The following is an 18,876-nucleotide window of genomic DNA, read 5'->3' as shown; positions in this document are numbered from 1 at the left end:
CGTCGACGGCCGCGACACGATGTCGCACCGCCTTCGCACGGGAATCGCTGGTCGCGCCGGAGGGAACGCGGTAAGTTAGCGGATTGCCTTCGACCCGTTCCCCGGCTGCACGCCCTCCGATGACTGCCCGCTCCGCTTTCCCGATCTTCGCTGTCCCGCGTGTCGTACGACTCGCGCCACTCCCGCCACTCCCGCTTGCCGCCCGCCGACGCCGGGTTGCGCCAACGCTCGCGCTGCTCGGCGCGCTGAGCGCGCTCGCGTCGCCCGCCATGGCCGCTGGCGACGTGGAAGCCGGCAAGGCAATGTTCGCGGCACGCTGTGCGTCGTGCCATGCGGTCGGCCCCATGGCGACGTCGGGCTTCGGCCCGCAACTCAACCGCCTCTTCAACCGCCGCGCGGGCAGCGTGCCGGACTACGATTACTCTACGGCGATGAAGCAGTCCGGCATTGTCTGGGACGACAAGACACTCGCCACCTTCATTGCCAATCCGGGCAAGACCGTGCCGGGAACGAAGATGCGCTTCTGGGGCATCGGAAACGAGCGCAAGGTGGCCGACTTGCTGGCCTACCTGCACACGTTCAAGTAACGCGCGACGGCCATCGCCCGCAAGCGTGCCTCAGGCCTCGACGAGGCTCACACCTGCTCGTTCCAGCAGGCGTTGATTGCGCAACGAAAGGTTGACGAAGCGAACGTTTCGACCCGACGTCCGATAACGCTCCCTGAGCGTCTCGAACGCCACGATGGCCGAGTGATCCGCCACATGCAGAGACCGGCAATCCACAACGATCCGGCGGACATCGGACAACGGCTGGAACAGGTCCTGGAAATTGGCGGTCGACGCAAAGAACAGCGTGCCATGAAGCACATAGGTACGGGCGTCGTCGCCGTTCTCTTGCACGTCGGCACGAATGTCGCGGGCATGCTGCCAGGCGAAGTTGAGTGCGGCGATAACAATGCCACACATCACCGCGACGGCCAGATCCGTGAACACGGTGATGACCGTCACCGCGACGATCACGAGGGCGTCGTTTCGAGGCACTTTGCCGAGTACGCGAAGTGAGCCCCAGGCGAACGTCTGCTGGGCGACGACGAACATCACACCGACGAGCGCCGCCAGCGGAATGCGCTCGATGAGCGGTGACAGGCAAAGCACGAACAGCAGGATCATGATGCCAGCCGTCGCCCCCGAGACGCGGCTGCGTCCGCCTGAACTCAGGTTAATCATGGTCTGGCCGATCATGGCGCAACCGCCCATGCCCCCAAACATTCCGGATACGACATTCGACACGCCGAGCGCGAGGCATTCTCGATTCGGACGGCCGCGCGTTTGCGTGATCTCGTCGGTGAGATTGAAGGTGAGCAGCGTCTCCAGCAAACCGACCATCGCCATGAGCGATGCGTAGGGGAAGACGATCCGCAACGTCTCCAGATCGAAGGGCACTTGCGGCAGATGGAGCGACGGGAGTGCCCCGGCAATGTGCGCCATGTCGCCGAGCGTACGCGTGGGCAGATGCAGTCCTTGGCTGAAGAGCCCAACGCCAACGATGGCGACGAGCGCGGGCGGCGCGGCCTTCGTGAGGCGTGGCAGCCCATACACGATCAGCATCGTGAGCGCAACCAGCGCGCACATGATGGCCAGCGGTGTGCCTTGCAGCCAGACGTCGCCTTGCGGCGTGGCGCGCTTGAAATGTGCCAGTTGCGCCATGGCAATGACAATCGCGAGCCCATTCACGAAACCGATCATCACCGGGTGCGGCACCATGCGAATCAGCTTGCCGAGACGCAACAGGCCGAAGAGCATCATGAGCACGCCGCCCAGAACGACGGTCGCCAGCAGATATTGCACGCCGTGTTGGATGACCAGTGCGACGATGACCACCGCCATCGATCCGGCCGCCCCCGAGATCATGCCGGGACGACCGCCGAAGATGGCGGTGAGCGCGCAGACGATGAAGGCCCCGTAGAGGCCCATGAGCGGATTGACTTGAGCGACCAGCGCGAAAGCGATGCACTCGGGCACTAGCGCGAACGCCGTGGTCAGACCGGCAAGCACGTTGCCGGGGAGATTCGGGAGCCACTGCTCCCGAAGTGTTTGAGACTTCATAAAATAACGTTCCGCATGGGACGCGCATTTTACCAGCCTCCGATGTTTTCCACCGATGCTCGAGCGAAGTGCCTCAGCGCACGAGGCACGGACGCTTGTTGTCGAACGTCCAGTTCGGAATCAGGTACTGCATCGCGACCCCGTCGTCGCGCGCACCGAGGCCATGCTGCTGATACAGCGCGTGCGCCTTCTCGACTTCGTCCATATCGAGTTCTACGCCGAGGCCCGGCACTTCCGGCACTTTCACTTTGCCACCGACGATCTGCAACGGATCGCGCGTGAGGCGCTGGCCGTCCTGCCAGATCCAGTGCGTGTCGATCGCGGTGATCTTGCCGGGCGCGGCGGCGGCAACGTGCGTGAACATGGCCAGCGACACGTCGAAGTGATTGTTCGAGTGCGAGCCCCACGTGAGGCCCCAGTCGTTGCACATCTGCGCAACACGCACCGAGCCCTGCATCGTCCAGAAGTGCGGGTCGGCCAGCGGAATGTCAACGGATTGCAGTTGAATCGCGTGGCCCATCTGACGCCAGTCGGTCGCGATCATGTTGGTCGCGGTCGGCAGTCCGGTCGCACGACGGAACTCGGCCATCACTTCGCGGCCAGAATAGCCATTCTCCGCGCCGCACGGGTCTTCCGCGTAGGCAAGAACGTCGTGCTTGTCACGGCACAGGCGGATCGCTTCGGCAAGCGACCAGGCGCCGTTCGGGTCGAGCGTCACGCGTGCTTCCGGGAAGCACTCCGCAAGCGCGGTGGCCGCTTCCATTTCCGCGTCGCCTGAGAGCACGCCGCCCTTGAGCTTGAAATCATTGAAGCCATAACGCGCCTTCGCGGCTTGCGCGAGACGCACAACCGCTTCCGGCGTCAGTGCGACTTCCGTGCGCAGACGCTCCCAGTCGTCGCGCCCTTGCGCGCCCGAGGCATACGGTAGATCGGTCTTGTTACGATCGCCGACATAGAACAGGTAGCCGAGCATCTCCACCTCGTCGCGTTGCTGGCCTTCGCCGAGCAAGGCGGCGACCGGCACGCCAAGGTGCTGGCCGAGCAGGTCGAGCAGCGCCGCTTCGAGCGCCGTGACGGCGTGGATCGTAGTGCGCAGGTCGAAGGTCTGCAGACCGCGACCGCCCGCGTCGCGATCGGCGAACGCGGTACGCACGCGATTCAGAATCGCTTGCAGGTTGCCGATCGATTGACCGACGACGTAGGCACGCGCATCGTCGATCGTCTTGCGGATGGTCTCGCCGCCCGGCACTTCCCCTACGCCCGTGTTCCCCGCGCTGTCGGTCAGGATCACGATATTGCGCGTGAAGAACGGGCCGTGTGCGCCCGAAAGATTCATCAGCATGCTGTCGCGCCCGGCAACGGGAATGACGCGCAGTTCGGTGACGGTAGGCGTGGCGTTGGCGCGAGTGAGAGTCGTGGACATAAACGAAGTACCAGTAGTTGAGGGAAACAGGCGAGCGTCGTGACGATCAGACGGCGCCCTCGGCTTCCACATAAAGCGAATAAAGCGAATGCGAACTTGCCATATACAGCCGGTTGTTCTTCGGACCGCCGAACGTCAGGTTCGCGCAGCGTTCCGGCAATCGGATAAAGCCGATCGGCCGGCCGTTCGCGTTGAAGACCTTCACCCCGTCGAGGTCGGCGGAACTGACACCGGTGCGTCCGTCCGAGCCCCAGCCGCACCACAGGTTGCCATCCGTATCGACCGCGAAGCCGTCGAGCGCCCCGGCGCCGTTGGCATCGAAAAGCTTCGACTTGTTCGACAACGTGACGCCGTTTGCGCCGACATCGTATTGCCACAGCACGCGGCTCGGCGTGGCCCGGCTATCGATCACATAGAGCTTCGACTCGTCTGGTGAGAACGCCAGGCCGTTCGGCCCGGCGAGGTCGGTGATCATCGCCTGCAACTCACCGTCCGGCGAAAGACGATAGACCGATGGCGGCAGCTCGGGCGTCGCCTTCTCGCCTTCCCAATGCCCGGCGATGCCGAAGGGCGGATCGGTAAACCAGAGGGCGCCGTTCGACTGGCAGACGACATCGTTCGGCGAGTTCAGGCGCTTGCCCTGATAGCCGTTCGCGAGCACCGTGATCTTGCCGCTGTGCTCCGTGCGCGTGACGCGCCGCGTGAGATGCTCGCACGTGACGAGTCGCCCTTGGCGGTCTCGGGTGTTCCCGTTGCTCTGATTCGACGGCTGGCGAAAGACACCCCAATGCCCCGTCACTTCGTCATAGCGCATCATGCGATTGTTGGGAATGTCGCTCAAGACGAGGTAGCGTGCCGCGGGGAAGTACACGGGGCCTTCGGCCCAGCGCATTCCGGTCCCCAACTGCTCGACCGCGCTGCTGTAGAGCCGGTATTTCGCGAAGCTCGGATCGAGAATTTCGATGGCGACGTCCGGGTAGCGCGTGCTCGGCTGGAATGCCACCCGATGGGCATCGGGCGACCCGCCGAGCGGCTGCGCACCGGCGAAGGCATCCGCCGTCGCCATGGCGCTCGACGATGCGGCCTCGAGGGGCGAACCTTGCTCGTGCAATCCGCGGGCGGTATTCAATCGAATCTCCTTGCGATGGGACCGGTAGCCAGGTATGCGTTACGCCGCCAGCTCGAAGCGCTCGATCTTGCCCACGACGAACAGGTAGCACACGATCGCAATCAGCGCATTGGCGCTCACGAAGACCAGTGCCGCCGCGAACGAACCCGTGTCTTGCACGAGATATCCGATCACGATCGGCGTCGTGATACCTGCCGTGTTACCGAACGTATTGAAGAGGCCCGCGCACAGCCCACTGGCTTGCTTCGGCGCCGTATCCGACACAACGGCCCAGCCCAGCGCGCCGATGCCCTTGCCGAAGAACGCCGCCGCCATGATGCCGACCACGACCCATTGGTTGTCCACATAGTTGCAGGCGATCATGCAGGTCGACAGCAGCAGCCCGACGACGATGGGCACCTTGCGCGCGGTCGACGTCGAGAAGCCATGCTTCATCATCCGGTCCGACACCACGCCGCCGAGCAAGCCGCCGAGGAAGCCGGCAATCGCCGGGATCGACGACACGAAGCCCGCCTTCAGGATCGACATATGGCGCTCCTGCACGAGGTAGATCGGGAACCACGTCAGGAAGAAATAGGTGAGCGTCGTGATGCAGTATTGCGCGATGAACACGCCAAGCATCATGCGGCTCTTGAGCAGTTGCCTGAAAATCTTGCGCCCCTGCATTCCGTCGTTCGAACCCGCCGTCGCGGCGCGACGCTGCGCGACGACTTGTTTGTCTTCGAGGTCGATCATCGCACCGTGATCGGCAATGAAGCGGACTTCCGCGTCGTTCGCGAGCGGGTGTTGGCGCGGCGCGTAGATGGTCTTCAGCCAGACGCCGGTGAGCACGATGCCCAGCGCGCCCATCACATAGAACACGTACTGCCAACCGTACGCATGCGTGATCCAGCCCATGAGCGGCGTGAACAGCACGGCGGCGAAATACTGCGACGAATTGAAGATGGCCGACGCCGTGCCCCGCTCGGCCGTGGGAAACCACGTGGCGGTCATGCGCGAATTGCCCGGGAATGCCGGCGCCTCGGCCGCCCCCACGAGAAAGCGCAACGCGAACAGCGTGATGACCGCCATCGCCACCGGCAAGCCCGCGACCAGACCCTGCAGCGCCGTCACCAGTGACCAAAAGAAGATACTGCAGGCATAGACCCGCTTGGTGCCGAAGCGATCGAGCAGCCAGCCACCGGGAATCTGCGCGGCGACATAGGCCCATGCGAACGACGAGAACAGGTAGCCCATCGCGACCGGCGAAATACCCAGTTGGTGCTGTATGGCCGTGCCCGTAATAGAGAGCGTTCCGCGATCGGCGTAGTTGACCGTCGTGATCAGGAAAAGCATGAAAACGACCAGGTAGCGCGCCTTGCTTTGCCCCGCATAACGGCCATCGACGCCGCCTGCCGTCACGGCCGCCGTGCCCAGCGCCTCATCCCGAGCCAGGGCTGCCCGCCTTACGCCATTTTCCATCATCGCCTCCGAAATGTTGTGTGATGTCTTATGTGTTGGAAGCATATGTTAGCGCAAACAGTCCGAAAATCCGGGTTTTCCCGGGATTTATACATACGACGTCGTATGTCATTGAACCCTCTAATCGCGTTCTCTTATCGATAGAATGGATGAACACAGGGAGCCACGATGGAAGAGCACTACAGGCCGTCCGCCAGTCGGCCGCCTCAGACGAACGACAACGTGACGTTGGAAGACGTTGCACGCCTGGCCGGCGTTACGGCGATGACGGTGTCACGCACGCTGAAGCGACCGGAACTCGTGCGCGAAACAACGCGGCAACGGGTGCTCGACGCCGTTCGCGTGACCGGCTACGTGCCCAACCTGCTGGCGGGCGCGCTTGCCACGAACCGGAGCCACCTCGTGGCGTTGCTGTTGCCGACGATTGCGACATCGATCTTCACGGAACTGGTGCAGACGATGATGTCAACGCTGGCCGCGTCGGGCTATGAAACGCTGCTGGGGCTAACGGACTACCGTCGCGAACGGGAAGAGCAACTCGTGCACACCTTGCTCGGCCGGCGACCGGATGCAATCGTCCTCACCGGCACCGACCACTCCAGCGTCACGCGCGAGCGGTTGCTCAAGACGAACGTGCCGATCGTGGAAGTGTGGGACCTGGCCGACGACCCCATCGACATGCTGGTCGGTTTCTCGCACGAAGCCGTCGGCCGCGCGGTGGTCGACCATCTGCTGAAGAAATCGTACCGGCGGTTCGCCCTGATGTCAGCCGACGATCCGCGCGGAATGCGCCGCAGTATCAGTATCGTGGAGGCATTGAAGGCGCACGGAATGGACGATGTGCCGTTGGAAGTCCTGCCCGCGCCGGCAACACTGCAAGCGGGGCGCGAAGGCTTTGTACGCTTGCTCGACAAAGGATTGCCCGACGTGATTGTTTGCAGCACCGACATGCTGGCGCAGGGCATTCTCGCCGAGGCGGCGAGTCGCGGCATTGGCGTTCCGCAGCAAGTGGCGGTGATGGGCTTCGGCGATCTGAGCACCGCCGCCCACGTCCATCCGTCCTTGTCGACGGTCCGCATCGACGGGGCGATGATCGGACGCCTTGCCGCCGAGGCCCTGCTGCAGCGACTGGATGGGAACCCGCCCTTCAACGAAACGCTGCGTGTCGATACAGGGTTCACGATCATCGATCGAGAGAGCACGTGAGCAGCGCACGACCCCATCGCCTGATGCGCGCGACTCACCGGACGTTAGGAAAGTTGACATGAATTTCAGGTCCTTGCAGTGCTTCGTCATTCTTGCCGAGGAGCTGAACTTCAGCCGCGCGGCGGAGCGTTTGCATATCGCGCAACCCGCACTGAGTCAGCAGATACGACTGCTGGAAGAGCGGCTTGGCACGCAACTCGTCGACCGCGCAAGGCGGCCGCTTCGACTCACCGAAGCGGGCCACTATCTCTGCACCGAGGCACGCCAGATTCTCGGCTCATGGGAGCAGGCGAGCCTCGGCGCCCAGGAAATTGGCGTAGGACGACGTGGCTGGCTGTCCATCGGCTTCACGCGATCTGCGATGTACAGCATCCTGCCGCCCGCACTGAAGGCATTCCATCGGGCTTACCCACAGATCGAACTGAAGCTCTTCGAGATGTTGACCGACGAGCAGGCCGATGCGTTGCGCGACATGCGCATTCACGTCGGCATCGGACGTCAACCGCTCGACATCCCCGGCTGCGTGACGTATCCGCTGCTGCGTGAACACATCGTGGCAGTGCTTTCACCGGATCATCCGCTGGCGGGGAAGAAGAAGGTTTGCATTTCCGAACTCGAAGACACACCGCTCATCCTGTATCCGAAGCACCAGAACGCGCAGTTCAAGCACACTGTGCAGTCCTTGTATCGCGATGCGGGCGTGACGCCATTCGTCGCTCATCAAGCCTACGAAATCCAGACCGCCATCGCGCTCGTCGCGGCGGGACTCGGCGTGACGTTTGTCGGCGAGTCCGTGGCACGGCATGGCCGCAAGGACGTCGTTTTCCGCCATCTCGCGAACCCAGGCGCGTCGCAATGGTCAACGCTGGCTGCAACATTCCGCGCTGACGATGACTCGGCGCATCTGCGCGCCTTCCTCGGCTGCCTTCCCGCGCCACTCAAGGACGCATACTATAAAAAAAAGCTTATAGAAACATAAGCAACGCGTCTTGGACGCCGAACACCGCGCTTCTTATCATCGGTTTTCGTGATCCGAACCGGCCCGCCTTATCAGGCGCGGCACAGGTGCGGGCACGCTGACGGCAAAGGCCGTTTGTAACGCAGGGCCACAGAGCCCTCGCGATCCGACATAAAGAACGTGGAGACGGCATGACCCCATTCAACGAAGCGGCAACCATGCGAAAGGTGTACGGGCGGCTCATGCCTATGCTCTTCGCGATGATGTTCTTCAACTACCTCGATCGCATCAACATCGGCTTCGCGGCGCTCGACATGAACAAGGCGCTCGGCTTTTCGCCCGCCGTGTTCGGCTTCGCAGGCAGCATTTTCTTCGTCGGCTACATGCTCCTGGAGGTGCCGAGCAACCTGCTGCTGCATCGCGTGGGCGCGCGCCGCTGGATCGCGCGCATCTTGCTCACGTGGGGTGCGGTGGCGGCCGCAACGGCCTTCGTCTTTGACGATAAGAGCTTCTACGCGTTGCGCTTTTTGCTCGGCGTGATGGAAGCGGGCTTCCTGCCTGGCGTGGCTGTGTACCTAACCAAATGGTTTCCGTTGCGCTACCGGGCCCGCGCGGTGGGTGGCTACATCATAGCGGGATCGTTTTCCGCCGTGCTGGGCGGCCCCATCTCAACCGCGCTGATGACGTATGCCAACGGCGTTCTGGGCCTGCAAGGATGGCAGTGGATGTTCATCCTCGAAGGCATTCCGGCGATGCTGCTGGGACTTGTCACCCTGCGCATCATGACCGAGCGCCCGGCCGATGCCGACTGGCTCGCCGATGACGAGAAGCAATGGCTCGAAACGACGCTGGCGGCCGAACGCGAAGCCGTCGGTGGCAACGCCCATTTCCCGCTGCTGCGCGTAGCGAGCGACATTCGCGTATGGAGCCTTGCCTGTCTGTTCGGCTGCGCCTTGGTCGGCATCTACGGCCTCTTTCTTTGGCTGCCTCAGATCGTCAAGAGTCTTGGCCATCTGAGCAACATCGAGGTCGGCTTTCTCTCGGCCGTGCCGCCGCTGCTGGGCGTGCTGGGCACGTTCGTCATCAGCCGCAGTTCGGATCGCACCGGGGACCGCAAAAAACATCTGGCCTTCGTCTATGGCATGAGCGCCGTCGCCATCGCCGGCAGTGCTTATGCGCCGAATCCCGTTATCGCCTACGTACTGCTGTGCATAACGGGCCTTTTCATCTACGCCGGCAACCCGCTGTTCTGGAGCCTCGCATCCTCGTTCAGGACCGGCGCGGCGGGCGCTGCGACTATCGCGCTCATCAACACGATCGCGCAGTTCGGTGGGCTGGTTGGGCCGTGGAGCATCGGGCTCGTGCGCAACGCGACGGGCAACTTCAAGTTCGCGCTGCTGACGATCGCGGCGTTCCTCGTCATGGCGACAGTCATCGCGCTCGTGATGCGAGTGAAGCCGGCCGACGACGAAGACACTTCGCTGTCCACGGCGGATTCCGCCGCCCGCACCTGAATCCCGCACACAACGTTACGGAAGTCACGCATGATCATTGATTGTCACGGTCACTATACGACCTCACCCCCGCAACACGAAACATGGCGCGCGCAGCAGATCGCAGCGCTGAAGGACGGCGTTGCGCCGCCCCCTCGCCCCAACATTTCCGACGACGAAATTCGCGAGAGCATCGAACGCGGTCAGTTGCGTATCCAGCGCGAGCGCGGCACCGATCTTACGATCTTCTCCCCGCGCGCTGCCGGCATGGGCCACCACCTGGCTTCAGCGCAAGCCAACGCGGTCTGGTCGGAGGCCTGCAACGACCTCGTACATCGCGTGTGCGAGCTTTTCCCGCGCAACTTCGTCGGCGTCTGCCAGCTGCCGCAGGCGCCGGGCGTAGCACCGGAAAACTGCATCGCCGAGTTGCGGCGATGCGTAGAGGACTTGGGCTTTATCGGTTGCAATCTGAATCCCGATCCGTCAGGTGGACACTGGTCTGGGCCGCCGTTGAGCCACCGCTCGTGGTACCCGCTCTACGAAGCACTGGTTGAACTCGACGTGCCGGCGATGATTCACGTTTCGTCCTCGTGCAATCCCAACTTCCATGCAACCGGCGCCCATTACATCAACGGCGACACCTCGGCGTTCATGCAGTTGCTGAGCGCCGACCTGTTTGCCGATTTCCCGACGCTCAAGTTCATCATTCCACACGGCGGCGGCGCGGTGCCGTATCACTGGGGACGTTATCGCGGGCTCGCGCAGGAGATGAATCGGCCGCTGCTCACCGAGCACCTGCTGAACAATGTCTTCTTCGATACATGCGTCTACCATCAGCCGGGCGCCGAACTGCTCGCCAAGGTGATTCCGGCGAAGAACATTCTGTTCGCGTCGGAAACGATCGGCGCGGTGCAGGGGATCGATCCGGAAACCGGCCATTACTTCGACGACACGCGCCGCTATATCGATGCCATCGAATGGCTCAGCGACGCGGACCGCCGGCGTATTTTCGAAGGCAATGCGCGTGCAGTGTACGGGCGCCTATCCGCGCAGCTCGAACGACAACGATCAACCGAAGGAGCAACGATATGAATATGGCCGGATGGCGCGAATATGAATCGGCGGCCCAGACGAGCCCCGCGACGCTCGTCGCCTTGCGAGAACTCGCCGTATCGCTATTGAGCGACAACATGGCCCGCGTGAGCGGCACGACCCGCCTGCGGCCGTTTCATCGACCGAAGCCGATGGCTGGCACGGCGGTTACCGTGCGCACGCGCGGTGGCGATAATCTCGCGATCCATCGCGCGTTTGACTACTGCCGGCCCGGCGACGTACTCGTGATCGACGGCGCCGGGGAGCTCACACAGGCGCTGATGGGCGACATCATGGCGAGCTTCGCGGAAAGCCTTGGCGTGCAAGGTCTCGTGATCGACGGCGCGATCCGCGATGTCGGCGCTCTGCGCCAGCGCGATTTTCCGGTTTACGCACGCGGTGTGACGCATCGTGGCCCATACAAGAACGGACCGGGCGAGATCAACGTGCCCGTGACCGTCGGCGGGATGGTGGTACATCCGGGCGACATCGTCGTCGGCGACGAGGACGGCGTGCTCGCGATCGCGCCTGCGGATGTTGAAGCGGTCATCGAGGGCGCTCGCAAGCAGGCGGCCAAGGAAGCGGCGGCGCTGAAATCGATTGCGCAAGGTTGCTTCGACCGCTCGTGGGTCGCTGGCCAGCGTGACCGAATGATGAACGGCTGACAGCTTGCCGAACCCAGGCGAACGCGCGCATGATGGCGCGTTTGCCGCCTCATCGACACGACTATACCCACCATGCCCGCCCCTCTGGACACCGCCACCCTGATCGATCTTGCACGACGCGCGCAAGCCAAGACGCCCGGTCCGTGTGCGTGCACGAAAACGCCGCTCGACGGCTGGCAATCCCAGCCGGTTTCCCTCGACGAAACCCTATTGCGGGAGATCGGCACCTTGCTCGCGGAAGACGCTCCGGAACCGACCGTTGCCGAATACCTGCCGGGCAAGACGACGTACTGGGCGGACGATGCGCCGATCGCCCCGCGCTACTTCCCATACAACCGCTGCAGCGTGTGGGAATGCACGTCGTGCGCTCGGCTGTATCTGCGCTACACGGAAGGCGGTGGTTATTTCGTCGATCGACGGATTCGCGCAGTGCGTCTGGCTTTGATCGAAGACGTCCCGCTGTAGGCAGCGCTGGCGCGCAGCAGCCCACGCCGTTGGCATCATCGAACGCCGTCGTTCAACGCGTGACCCGATGCGTCCGCGCAGCGCCACTGACCTGATTCCGGGCAGACCTCGACCCTGTCGCCATTGCGCCGCACTTGCTCGTCATTCACCGTCGTCGGGCCCGATGGGTCGACGTCGAAGGCGACGTGGAGGGCGCGTGCGACATCGGGATCCTCGATCGGAAGCTCCCAGGTCAGGAATACCTGCGTGCCATCTTGATCTACCGGGAAGTCGCCCGCATCGAAGACGTGGCTGCCGCGTTGAATCACCCCATGCGGCTGGCAGGTATCGAATATCAGCACCGTCCCCCGGGTCAAAGGAATGCGAAGGTCCAATCCGGGGAAATGAACGTCCTGCCCCTTGTCTTCGCTCAGGAACAAATTGCAAAAGGCCGCGCCGCCGTACTGTTCTCCGTCGTGGTGATACCTCGCACCACGGCACGCCATGAGCGCGACGTCCTTCGACGCGAGCGACCCGGGCAAGCCAAGCGTGCCCGTCCAATCGGACGCGGCCTGCACATAGTGCGAATAGTTCGGCCAGCGCGCCCGCGCGCGTGCCAGCGGCATCACATCGACATCCCCGGCACCCAGCGTCATGCGCAGCGATAACTCCCTCGTCCAATCGGCGAGCAGGCGCGTTGGCAGCTCAGGCACGTCGACAGTGCCCGACAACACAACGTCGCTCACGCACCGGCTGCGGATGGCGTCGCCACTCCAAAAGTACGAAGTGAGGTGGTTTGAGGTGTGAGGTTGTGGAGCGTTTCGGCGCATCGTCAATGGAATGAAAGGGACCGGAATGCACCGCGCGCCGGACGGCTGCTTCAACCACATCCATGGCGCGATCCCGAGGTGTCGCTGCATGTTGCCCCGACTTCGGACCGACCCCACCGGCTAGTGCCGATGCCGGTGATGGATGTCGGGAAAATGCGCATGCGAATGCGTGATGGGTAGATGTGCGTGCGCGTGCGTGTGCGGCGCATCGCCGGCATAAGGAAAGTCGTGTTCGTGCTGATGATGTTCGTCATGGCGGTGGCGATGCGTATGCTCGAGCCGCTCGTGCGTATGCGCATGTTCGTGCCGCTCACGCACATGCAGCCAGATACCGACCGCCATGAGTCCGGCAGCCAACGAAAAAGTCAGATCAGGCCATGCGGGCCAGATGATCAGAGAAAGTATGACGCCGAACAGCGGCGCCACCGAAAAGTAAGCACCAGTACGCGCGGTTCCGAGATTGCGCAGCGCGACCACGAACAGCACGAGACTGATTCCGTAACCGGCAAGCCCTGTCGCCATGGCCGCGGCCACTGTCCCTGGCGACGGCAGCGAAGCACCCGCCGCGAACGCAATGCCAAGATTTACCGGACCCGCCGCCAATCCTTTCAGACACGCAATCACCATTGCGTCGTTTGCCGAGACCTTGCGCGTGAGGTTGTTGTCGATAGCCCAGCACATACACGCACAGACGATCAACAGCGCGCCCACCGGCAAACCCACCCCGCCAGGGTGCCATGAGAGAAGCACGCCGCCCGCGACGATCGCCACCATGCCGAGAAAAACCTGGAGGTCCACGTTTTCCCGGAAAACCACCCAGGCAATGACGGCCGTCAGCACGCCCTCGAGGTTCAACAGCAGCGAACTCGTTGCCGCCGGGGTGCTCGACAGCCCCAGCATCAGCAACGCCGGGCCGGCGACACCCCCCATCGCAATCGCGCCGATCAGCCACGGCAGCTCGCCCCGCTGGATACGATGGTCGCTGCCGGCATGACGCCCACGCCCGCTCAACGCGCGCCACGCGATCCCGACACCCAGCCCCAAGCCGCTCCCCAGATAAAACAGCCCGGCCAGCATGAATGGACTGACGGCGCCGAGCATCGCTTTGGCGAGCGGCGTCGCGGCGCCGAAAAGCGCCGCGGCAGCCAAAGCGGTGAATACCGCGCTGTATCGGAATTTCACGGTCGTCAAACCTCGCATCGTCTATTGGGGGGAAGTGTACTGGCCCCCAGCCGGCTCGGCGGACAAAACCTGGCCGATCATACGAAAAGTAAACTTGTAGAATATGTTACGTTGACGTAATGTTATCTACATGAAACGAATTTCCACCTGGTCGCTGCTAGTGCTGTCACTGCCGACGGAAAATGCCACCGCGCGCATGCGGTACTGGCGCGCATTGAAAGCCCGGGGCTGTGCCGTTCTGCGGGACGGCGTTTATCTGCTGCCCTACAACGCCGAGCGTGAAGGCATGCTGCGCGAGCTTGCCGAATCCATCAGCGACAGCGGCGGCACCGCGCATCTGCTGCGCACCCCAAGCCTCGACGCGGCGCAGGAGGCGTACTTCCGCGGGCTGTTCGACCGATCCGACGACTACGACAATGTCGTCCAATCGCTCGCCGAGGCACGCAAGGCGGTGTCTGCGCAGTCGCCTGCCGAGCTGGCCCGGTTGCAACGGCGGCTGCAAAAGGACTATGAGAGCGTTGCCGCAATCGATTACTTCCCCACCGAGGCTGCCGCACGCGCGGCAGCCGCGTGGGGGGACTTCGTTTCTCATGTCGAGACGGTCCTGTCGCCGGGTGAGCCGCACGCGGCCCACCAGCCCATCGCCCTCCTCAAGCGCGAGGACTATCAGCGGCGAATCTGGGCGACACGTCGTCGCCTGTGGGTAGACCGGGTAGCGAGCGCATGGCTGATTGGTCGGTTTATCGATCTCGAGGCTCGGTTCGTGTGGCTCGAGTCGCCCAAGGCGTGTCCCGCAGACGCGCTCGGCTTCGATTTCGATGGCGCCGCATTCACGCACGTCGACGACCGGGTGACTTTCGAGGTTTTGCTCGCGACGTTCGGTCTCGATCACGACGCGGCGCTGCTGCGCCTTGGGCAACTGGTTCATTCACTGGATGTCGGCGGCGAGTCCGTGCCAGAGGCCAGCGGCTTCGAAGCCGTGTTGGCCGGCACGCGCGAGGCTGCGCCCGACGATGATCAGTTGCTCGACGCGATGATGCCGGTTCTCGACGCGCTCTACGCGCACTTTGCCGCCAGCACGAAGCACAAGGAAAGCAGGAGCCGCCCATGAGCACGACAACCGCCTCCGCACCAGGCTACACGCTGGGTCAGATGGTGCTTTATATGCTGCGGCTTGGCACCTTCGGTTTCGGCGGTCCCGTGGCACTGGTCGGGTACATGCATCGCGATCTTGTCGAACGGCGCGGCTGGATTACCGACGCGGACTACCGCGAGGGCTTGGCACTGGCGCAGATGATGCCCGGCCCGCTCGCCGCGCAGCTCGGCATCTATCTTGGCTACGTCCACTATCGTGTGGTTGGCGCGACGCTCGCTGGCATCGCCTTCGTCCTGCCGTCGTTTGCGATGGTGGTTATGCTCGGATGGGCTTACGCGCACTTTGGCGGTCTTGCCTGGATGCAGGCGGTTTTCTACGGCGTCGGCGCGGCCGTCGTGGGCATCATTGCCATGAGCGCGTACAAGCTCACCACAAAGACGGTGGGCAGACACCGGCTCCTACTCGCGATCTACCTGACGCTGGCTGCCGTCACGGTGGTCACCGAATCGGAGATCGCGTGGCTGTTCATTGCGGGAGGTGTCATCAACTGGCTGGTTAAGGCACCGCCCAAATGGCTGGGCAAAGGCGGCATCAACGCAGTTGCGTTGGCGCAGTTGCCGCCGGCAAGCGGCGTAATCAGCGGTCTCGATTGGCCTCTGCTTGGCCAACTCGGTCTGTTCTTCATAAAGGCCGGCGCCTTCGTGTTCGGCTCGGGACTCGCCATCGTGCCGTTTCTATATGGCGGGGTGGTCACCGAGCACCACTGGCTCAACGACAAGCAGTTCGTCGACGCCGTCGCGGTGGCGATGATCACACCGGGGCCCGTTGTCATTACTGTCGGCTTTATCGGTTATCTCGTGGCTGGATTGACGGGGGCGTGCGTTGCCGCGCTCGGCACGTTTCTCCCCTGCTATCTCTTTACTGTGCTGCCGGCGCCGTACTTCAAGAAGTACGGCAAGCTGCCCGCGATACGGGCCTTCGTCGACGGCATCACAGCAGCAGCCGTAGGCGCGATCACGGGATCGGTCCTTGTCATCGCACGCCGCTCGATCGTCGACTGGCCCACGCTGCTGATGGCGGTCGTGACCATCGCCTTGTTATGGCGCTTCAAACGTCTGCCGGAGCCGGTGGTTGTCTTGGCGGCGGCGATCGTTGGCGTGCTGATTTATCCGCTCATCCGCTCGCACGGTGTCTGAACGCCCCCCGCAGCCGTGCCCGGGCTGCGGGGGACGCCCCATCGGGAATTACGCCAGGTCGAACCGATCGGCGTTCATGACCTTCGTCCAGGCGGCGACGAAGTCCTGCACAAACTTCTCTTTATTGTCGTCCTGTGCGTAGACCTCCGCATAGGCCCGCAGCACCGAGTTCGAGCCGAAGACCAGATCGACACGCGTGGCCGTCCATTTCACTTCGCCGGACTTGCGATCGCGGATTTCGTACAGATTGTTGCCCGCGGGCTTCCAGAGGTTCGCCATGTCGGTCAGATTGACGAAGAAATCATTCGTCAATGCGCCAACGCGGTTCGTAAGCACGCCATGCCGGGTGCCCGCGTGGTTGGTGCCCAGTACGCGCATGCCGCCCATCAAGGCCGTCATTTCGCACGCCGTCAGCCGCATCAACTGGGCGCGATCGAGCAGCAGTTCCTCCGGGCTCACCACATATGCCTGCTTCAGCCAATTGCGGAATCCATCCGCCACAGGCTCCAGGACGTCGAACGACGCCACATCGGTTTGCGCTTGCGTGGCATCGCCACGCCCCGGTGCAAAAGGCACGGTGACGTGAACACCCGCCGCCTTTGCCGCCTGCTCCACACCGACGTTACCGGCCAGCACGATCACATCGGCCACGCTGGCCCCCGTCTCGACCGCGATCTTCTCCAGCACGGCCAACACGCTGGCCAGACGCACCGGCTCGTTGCCTTCCCAATCCTTCTGCGGTGCCAGACGGATGCGTGCGCCGTTGGCGCCGCCGCGCTTGTCGGAACCTCGGAAGGTGCGCGCGCTGTCCCACGCCGTCGCCACCAGATCGGCGATGCCGAGGCCGCTGGCGACGATTTTTGCCTTCACCGCAGCCACGTCGTAGTCCTTGCGGCCCGCGGGAACCGGGTCTTGCCAGATCAAGTCCTCCTTGGGCACATCCGGGCCGAGGTAGCGCGACTTCGGCCCCATATCGCGGTGCGTCAGCTTGAACCATGCGCGGGCGAAGACTTCCGAGAAATACGCCTGATCCTGGTGGAACCGTTCCGCGATTTTCCGGTATGCCGGATCCATCTTCATGGCCATGTCGGCGTCGGTCATGATCGGCTTGTGGCGGATCGACGGATCTTCGACATCAACAGGCATGGCGTCTTCCTTGATGTCGACCGGCTCCCACTGCCAGGCGCCGGCGGGCGACTTCTGCAACGCCCACTCATGGCCGAGAAGCATATCGAAATAGCCGCCGTCCCACGTCGTCGGGTGCGTGGTCCAGGCCCCTTCGATGCCACTGGTGACCGTGTCGCGCCCCACACCACGGCTGACCGCGTTGATCCAGCCCAGCCCCTGCGCGTCGACATCCGCACCTTCAGGCGCCGGGCCGAGATTGGCGGCGTTGCCATTGCCATGCGTCTTGCCAACGGTGTGGCCCCCAGCGGTCAGGGCGACCGTTTCCTCGTCGTTCATCGCCATGCGCGCGAAGGTCTCGCGCACGTCACGGGCGGTCTTCAGCGGATCGGGCTTGCCATCGACGCCCTCCGGGTTCACATAGATCAACCCCATCATGACTGCCGCCAGCGGGTTTTCCAGATCACGTTCGCCGGAGTAGCGGCTGTTCGGGTTGTCGGTGGGCGCGAGCCACGCCTTTTCGGATCCCCAGTAGATATCCTTTTCCGGATGCCAGATATCTTCACGTCCGAAGCCGAAGCCGAAGGTCTTCAACCCCATCGATTCGTAAGCCAGCGTGCCGGCGAGAATGATCAGGTCCGCCCAACTCAGCTTGTTGCCGTACTTCTTCTTGATCGGCCACAGCAAACGGCGGGCTTTGTCGAGATTGGCATTGTCCGGCCAGGAATTGAGCGGCGCGAATCGCTGGTTGCCGGTGCCGCCGCCGCCTCGCCCGTCGGCGATGCGATAGGTGCCCGCCGAGTGCCAGGCCATGCGGATCATCAGGCCGCCGTAGTGCCCCCAGTCCGCCGGCCACCAGTCCTGACTGTCGGTCATCAGGGCCATGAGATCTTTTTTGAGCGCATCGACGTCGAGCGTCTTGACGGCGTCCCGATAGTGAAACGACGCCCCCATCGGGTTGGTCTTGCTGTCGTGCTGATGCAGGATGTCAAGGTTCAGCGCCTTGGGCCACCAATCCATGCTGGACATCCCCGCCGACGTGGCGCTGCCATGCATCACAGGGCACTTGCCAGAAGCACTCGCGCTTTTGCTTTCCATTTCTCGCTCCATACGTTGCATGAAATCAGACGATCGGATCTGCATCCGGGCGCAGATACCAAAAAGTACCAGATTCGGCGAAGGTCAGCGCGGCAGCGGTTCCGGGGGCTGCGGGAAGGCGTCATGCACCACGTGGGGCCGTGACAATGGGTAAAGCAAAGCAGTACTCGCTGACGCGCGTTTGAAATACGACTTCCACCAGCTTGCCGTTCGGGTTCGATAATGTCCGTTTATTGCCGACGATGAGGGGGGAAGCGCACCGACCGCACGCGAACGTCACTTGTTCAGTATGAACATTGAAACCCATAGTCATCTTTTGATAAGATGACCGACACGTAATCGTTCAATGCACCCCATGCGACCGCCCGGTCGG

Annotated in this window: 16 protein-coding genes; 9 read left to right on the top strand and 7 right to left on the bottom strand. The window is 63.1% G+C overall.

What is annotated here, in order from left to right:
- Positions 1-119: 119 nt before the first annotated feature.
- Positions 120-587, top strand: coding sequence for a c-type cytochrome (locus PCE31106_RS24460; protein ID WP_302476043.1), 468 nt, complete (start codon positions 120-122; stop codon positions 585-587).
- Positions 588-617: 30 nt separating this feature from the next.
- Here PCE31106_RS24460 and PCE31106_RS04895 read toward each other — a convergent pair whose 3' ends face one another.
- The 4 genes from PCE31106_RS04895 to PCE31106_RS04880 form a co-directional block, all read right to left on the bottom strand.
- The gene (locus PCE31106_RS04895; RefSeq protein WP_150562580.1) at positions 618-2,105 is read right to left on the bottom strand and encodes a SulP family inorganic anion transporter; all 1,488 of its coding nucleotides are present in this window, start codon (positions 2,103-2,105) and stop codon (positions 618-620) included.
- Between the two features lie 73 nt (positions 2,106-2,178).
- Positions 2,179-3,528 carry a glucarate dehydratase gene (gudD, locus tag PCE31106_RS04890; protein ID WP_150562579.1) on the bottom strand — a complete coding sequence of 450 codons (1,350 nt, stop codon included), beginning with the start codon at positions 3,526-3,528 and terminating at the stop codon, positions 2,179-2,181.
- 46 nt (positions 3,529-3,574) lie between these two features.
- Entirely contained in the window at positions 3,575-4,594 is a 1,020-nt protein-coding gene (locus tag PCE31106_RS04885) for an SMP-30/gluconolactonase/LRE family protein (RefSeq protein ID WP_437343795.1), read from the bottom strand.
- A 102-nt stretch (positions 4,595-4,696) separates the two neighbouring features.
- The gene (locus PCE31106_RS04880) at positions 4,697-6,163 is read right to left on the bottom strand and encodes an MFS transporter (protein ID WP_437343789.1); all 1,467 of its coding nucleotides are present in this window, start codon (positions 6,161-6,163) and stop codon (positions 4,697-4,699) included.
- 177 nt (positions 6,164-6,340) lie between these two features.
- On the opposite strand from PCE31106_RS04880, the gene PCE31106_RS04875 reads away from it, so the two are divergent.
- The 6 genes from PCE31106_RS04875 to PCE31106_RS04850 all read left to right on the top strand — a co-directional run bounded on the left by PCE31106_RS04875 (position 6,341) and on the right by PCE31106_RS04850 (position 11,997).
- Complete coding sequence (locus PCE31106_RS04875) at positions 6,341-7,324, top strand: LacI family DNA-binding transcriptional regulator (protein ID WP_367649255.1); 984 nt, start codon at positions 6,341-6,343, stop codon at positions 7,322-7,324.
- 58 nt (positions 7,325-7,382) lie between these two features.
- Entirely contained in the window at positions 7,383-8,303 is a 921-nt protein-coding gene (locus PCE31106_RS04870; protein ID WP_150562576.1) for a LysR family transcriptional regulator, read from the top strand.
- 170 nt (positions 8,304-8,473) lie between these two features.
- A complete protein-coding gene (locus PCE31106_RS04865) occupies positions 8,474-9,796 on the top strand; it encodes an MFS transporter (protein WP_017232981.1) in 1,323 nt (440 codons plus the stop codon).
- Positions 9,797-9,826: 30 nt separating this feature from the next.
- Complete coding sequence (locus PCE31106_RS04860) at positions 9,827-10,867, top strand: amidohydrolase family protein (RefSeq protein ID WP_150562575.1); 1,041 nt, start codon at positions 9,827-9,829, stop codon at positions 10,865-10,867.
- A complete protein-coding gene (locus PCE31106_RS04855) occupies positions 10,864-11,532 on the top strand; it encodes an RraA family protein (protein ID WP_150562574.1) in 669 nt (222 codons plus the stop codon). Before PCE31106_RS04860 ends, PCE31106_RS04855 begins: the two co-directional genes overlap by 4 nt.
- 72 nt (positions 11,533-11,604) lie before the next feature.
- On the top strand, positions 11,605-11,997 hold the full coding sequence (locus PCE31106_RS04850) for a hypothetical protein (RefSeq protein ID WP_150562573.1): 393 nt from the start codon (positions 11,605-11,607) through the stop codon (positions 11,995-11,997).
- Positions 11,998-12,032: 35 nt separating this feature from the next.
- On the opposite strand, the gene PCE31106_RS04845 is transcribed toward PCE31106_RS04850, so the two are convergent.
- Both PCE31106_RS04845 and PCE31106_RS04840 read right to left on the bottom strand, forming a co-directional pair.
- Positions 12,033-12,806: a hypothetical protein gene (locus PCE31106_RS04845; RefSeq protein WP_150562727.1), complete on the bottom strand. Its 774-nt coding sequence runs from the start codon at positions 12,804-12,806 to the stop codon at positions 12,033-12,035.
- A gap of 120 nt (positions 12,807-12,926) precedes the next feature.
- Positions 12,927-13,988: a DMT family transporter gene (locus PCE31106_RS04840; RefSeq protein ID WP_026131770.1), complete on the bottom strand. Its 1,062-nt coding sequence runs from the start codon at positions 13,986-13,988 to the stop codon at positions 12,927-12,929.
- A gap of 130 nt (positions 13,989-14,118) precedes the next feature.
- Here PCE31106_RS04840 and PCE31106_RS04835 point away from each other — a divergent pair, with 130 nt between their 5' ends.
- Together PCE31106_RS04835 and PCE31106_RS04830 are read left to right on the top strand one after the other, a co-directional pair.
- The gene (locus tag PCE31106_RS04835; protein WP_150562572.1) at positions 14,119-15,099 is read left to right on the top strand and encodes a chromate resistance protein ChrB domain-containing protein; all 981 of its coding nucleotides are present in this window, start codon (positions 14,119-14,121) and stop codon (positions 15,097-15,099) included.
- On the top strand, positions 15,096-16,280 hold the full coding sequence (locus PCE31106_RS04830) for a chromate transporter (protein ID WP_150562571.1): 1,185 nt from the start codon (positions 15,096-15,098) through the stop codon (positions 16,278-16,280). The genes PCE31106_RS04835 and PCE31106_RS04830 overlap by 4 nt, the downstream gene beginning before the upstream one ends.
- Positions 16,281-16,328: 48 nt before the next feature.
- Here the strand turns inward: PCE31106_RS04830 and katG are convergent, their stop codons facing one another.
- Positions 16,329-18,503 carry a catalase/peroxidase HPI gene (gene katG, locus PCE31106_RS04825; protein WP_150562570.1) on the bottom strand — a complete coding sequence of 725 codons (2,175 nt, stop codon included), beginning with the start codon at positions 18,501-18,503 and terminating at the stop codon, positions 16,329-16,331.
- Positions 18,504-18,876: the final 373 nt, after the last annotated feature.

This window comes from Pandoraea cepalis, assembly GCF_902459665.1.
GTDB classification, from domain to species: domain Bacteria; phylum Pseudomonadota; class Gammaproteobacteria; order Burkholderiales; family Burkholderiaceae; genus Pandoraea; species Pandoraea cepalis.
This window is presented reverse-complemented; position numbering and strand designations above follow the sequence as displayed.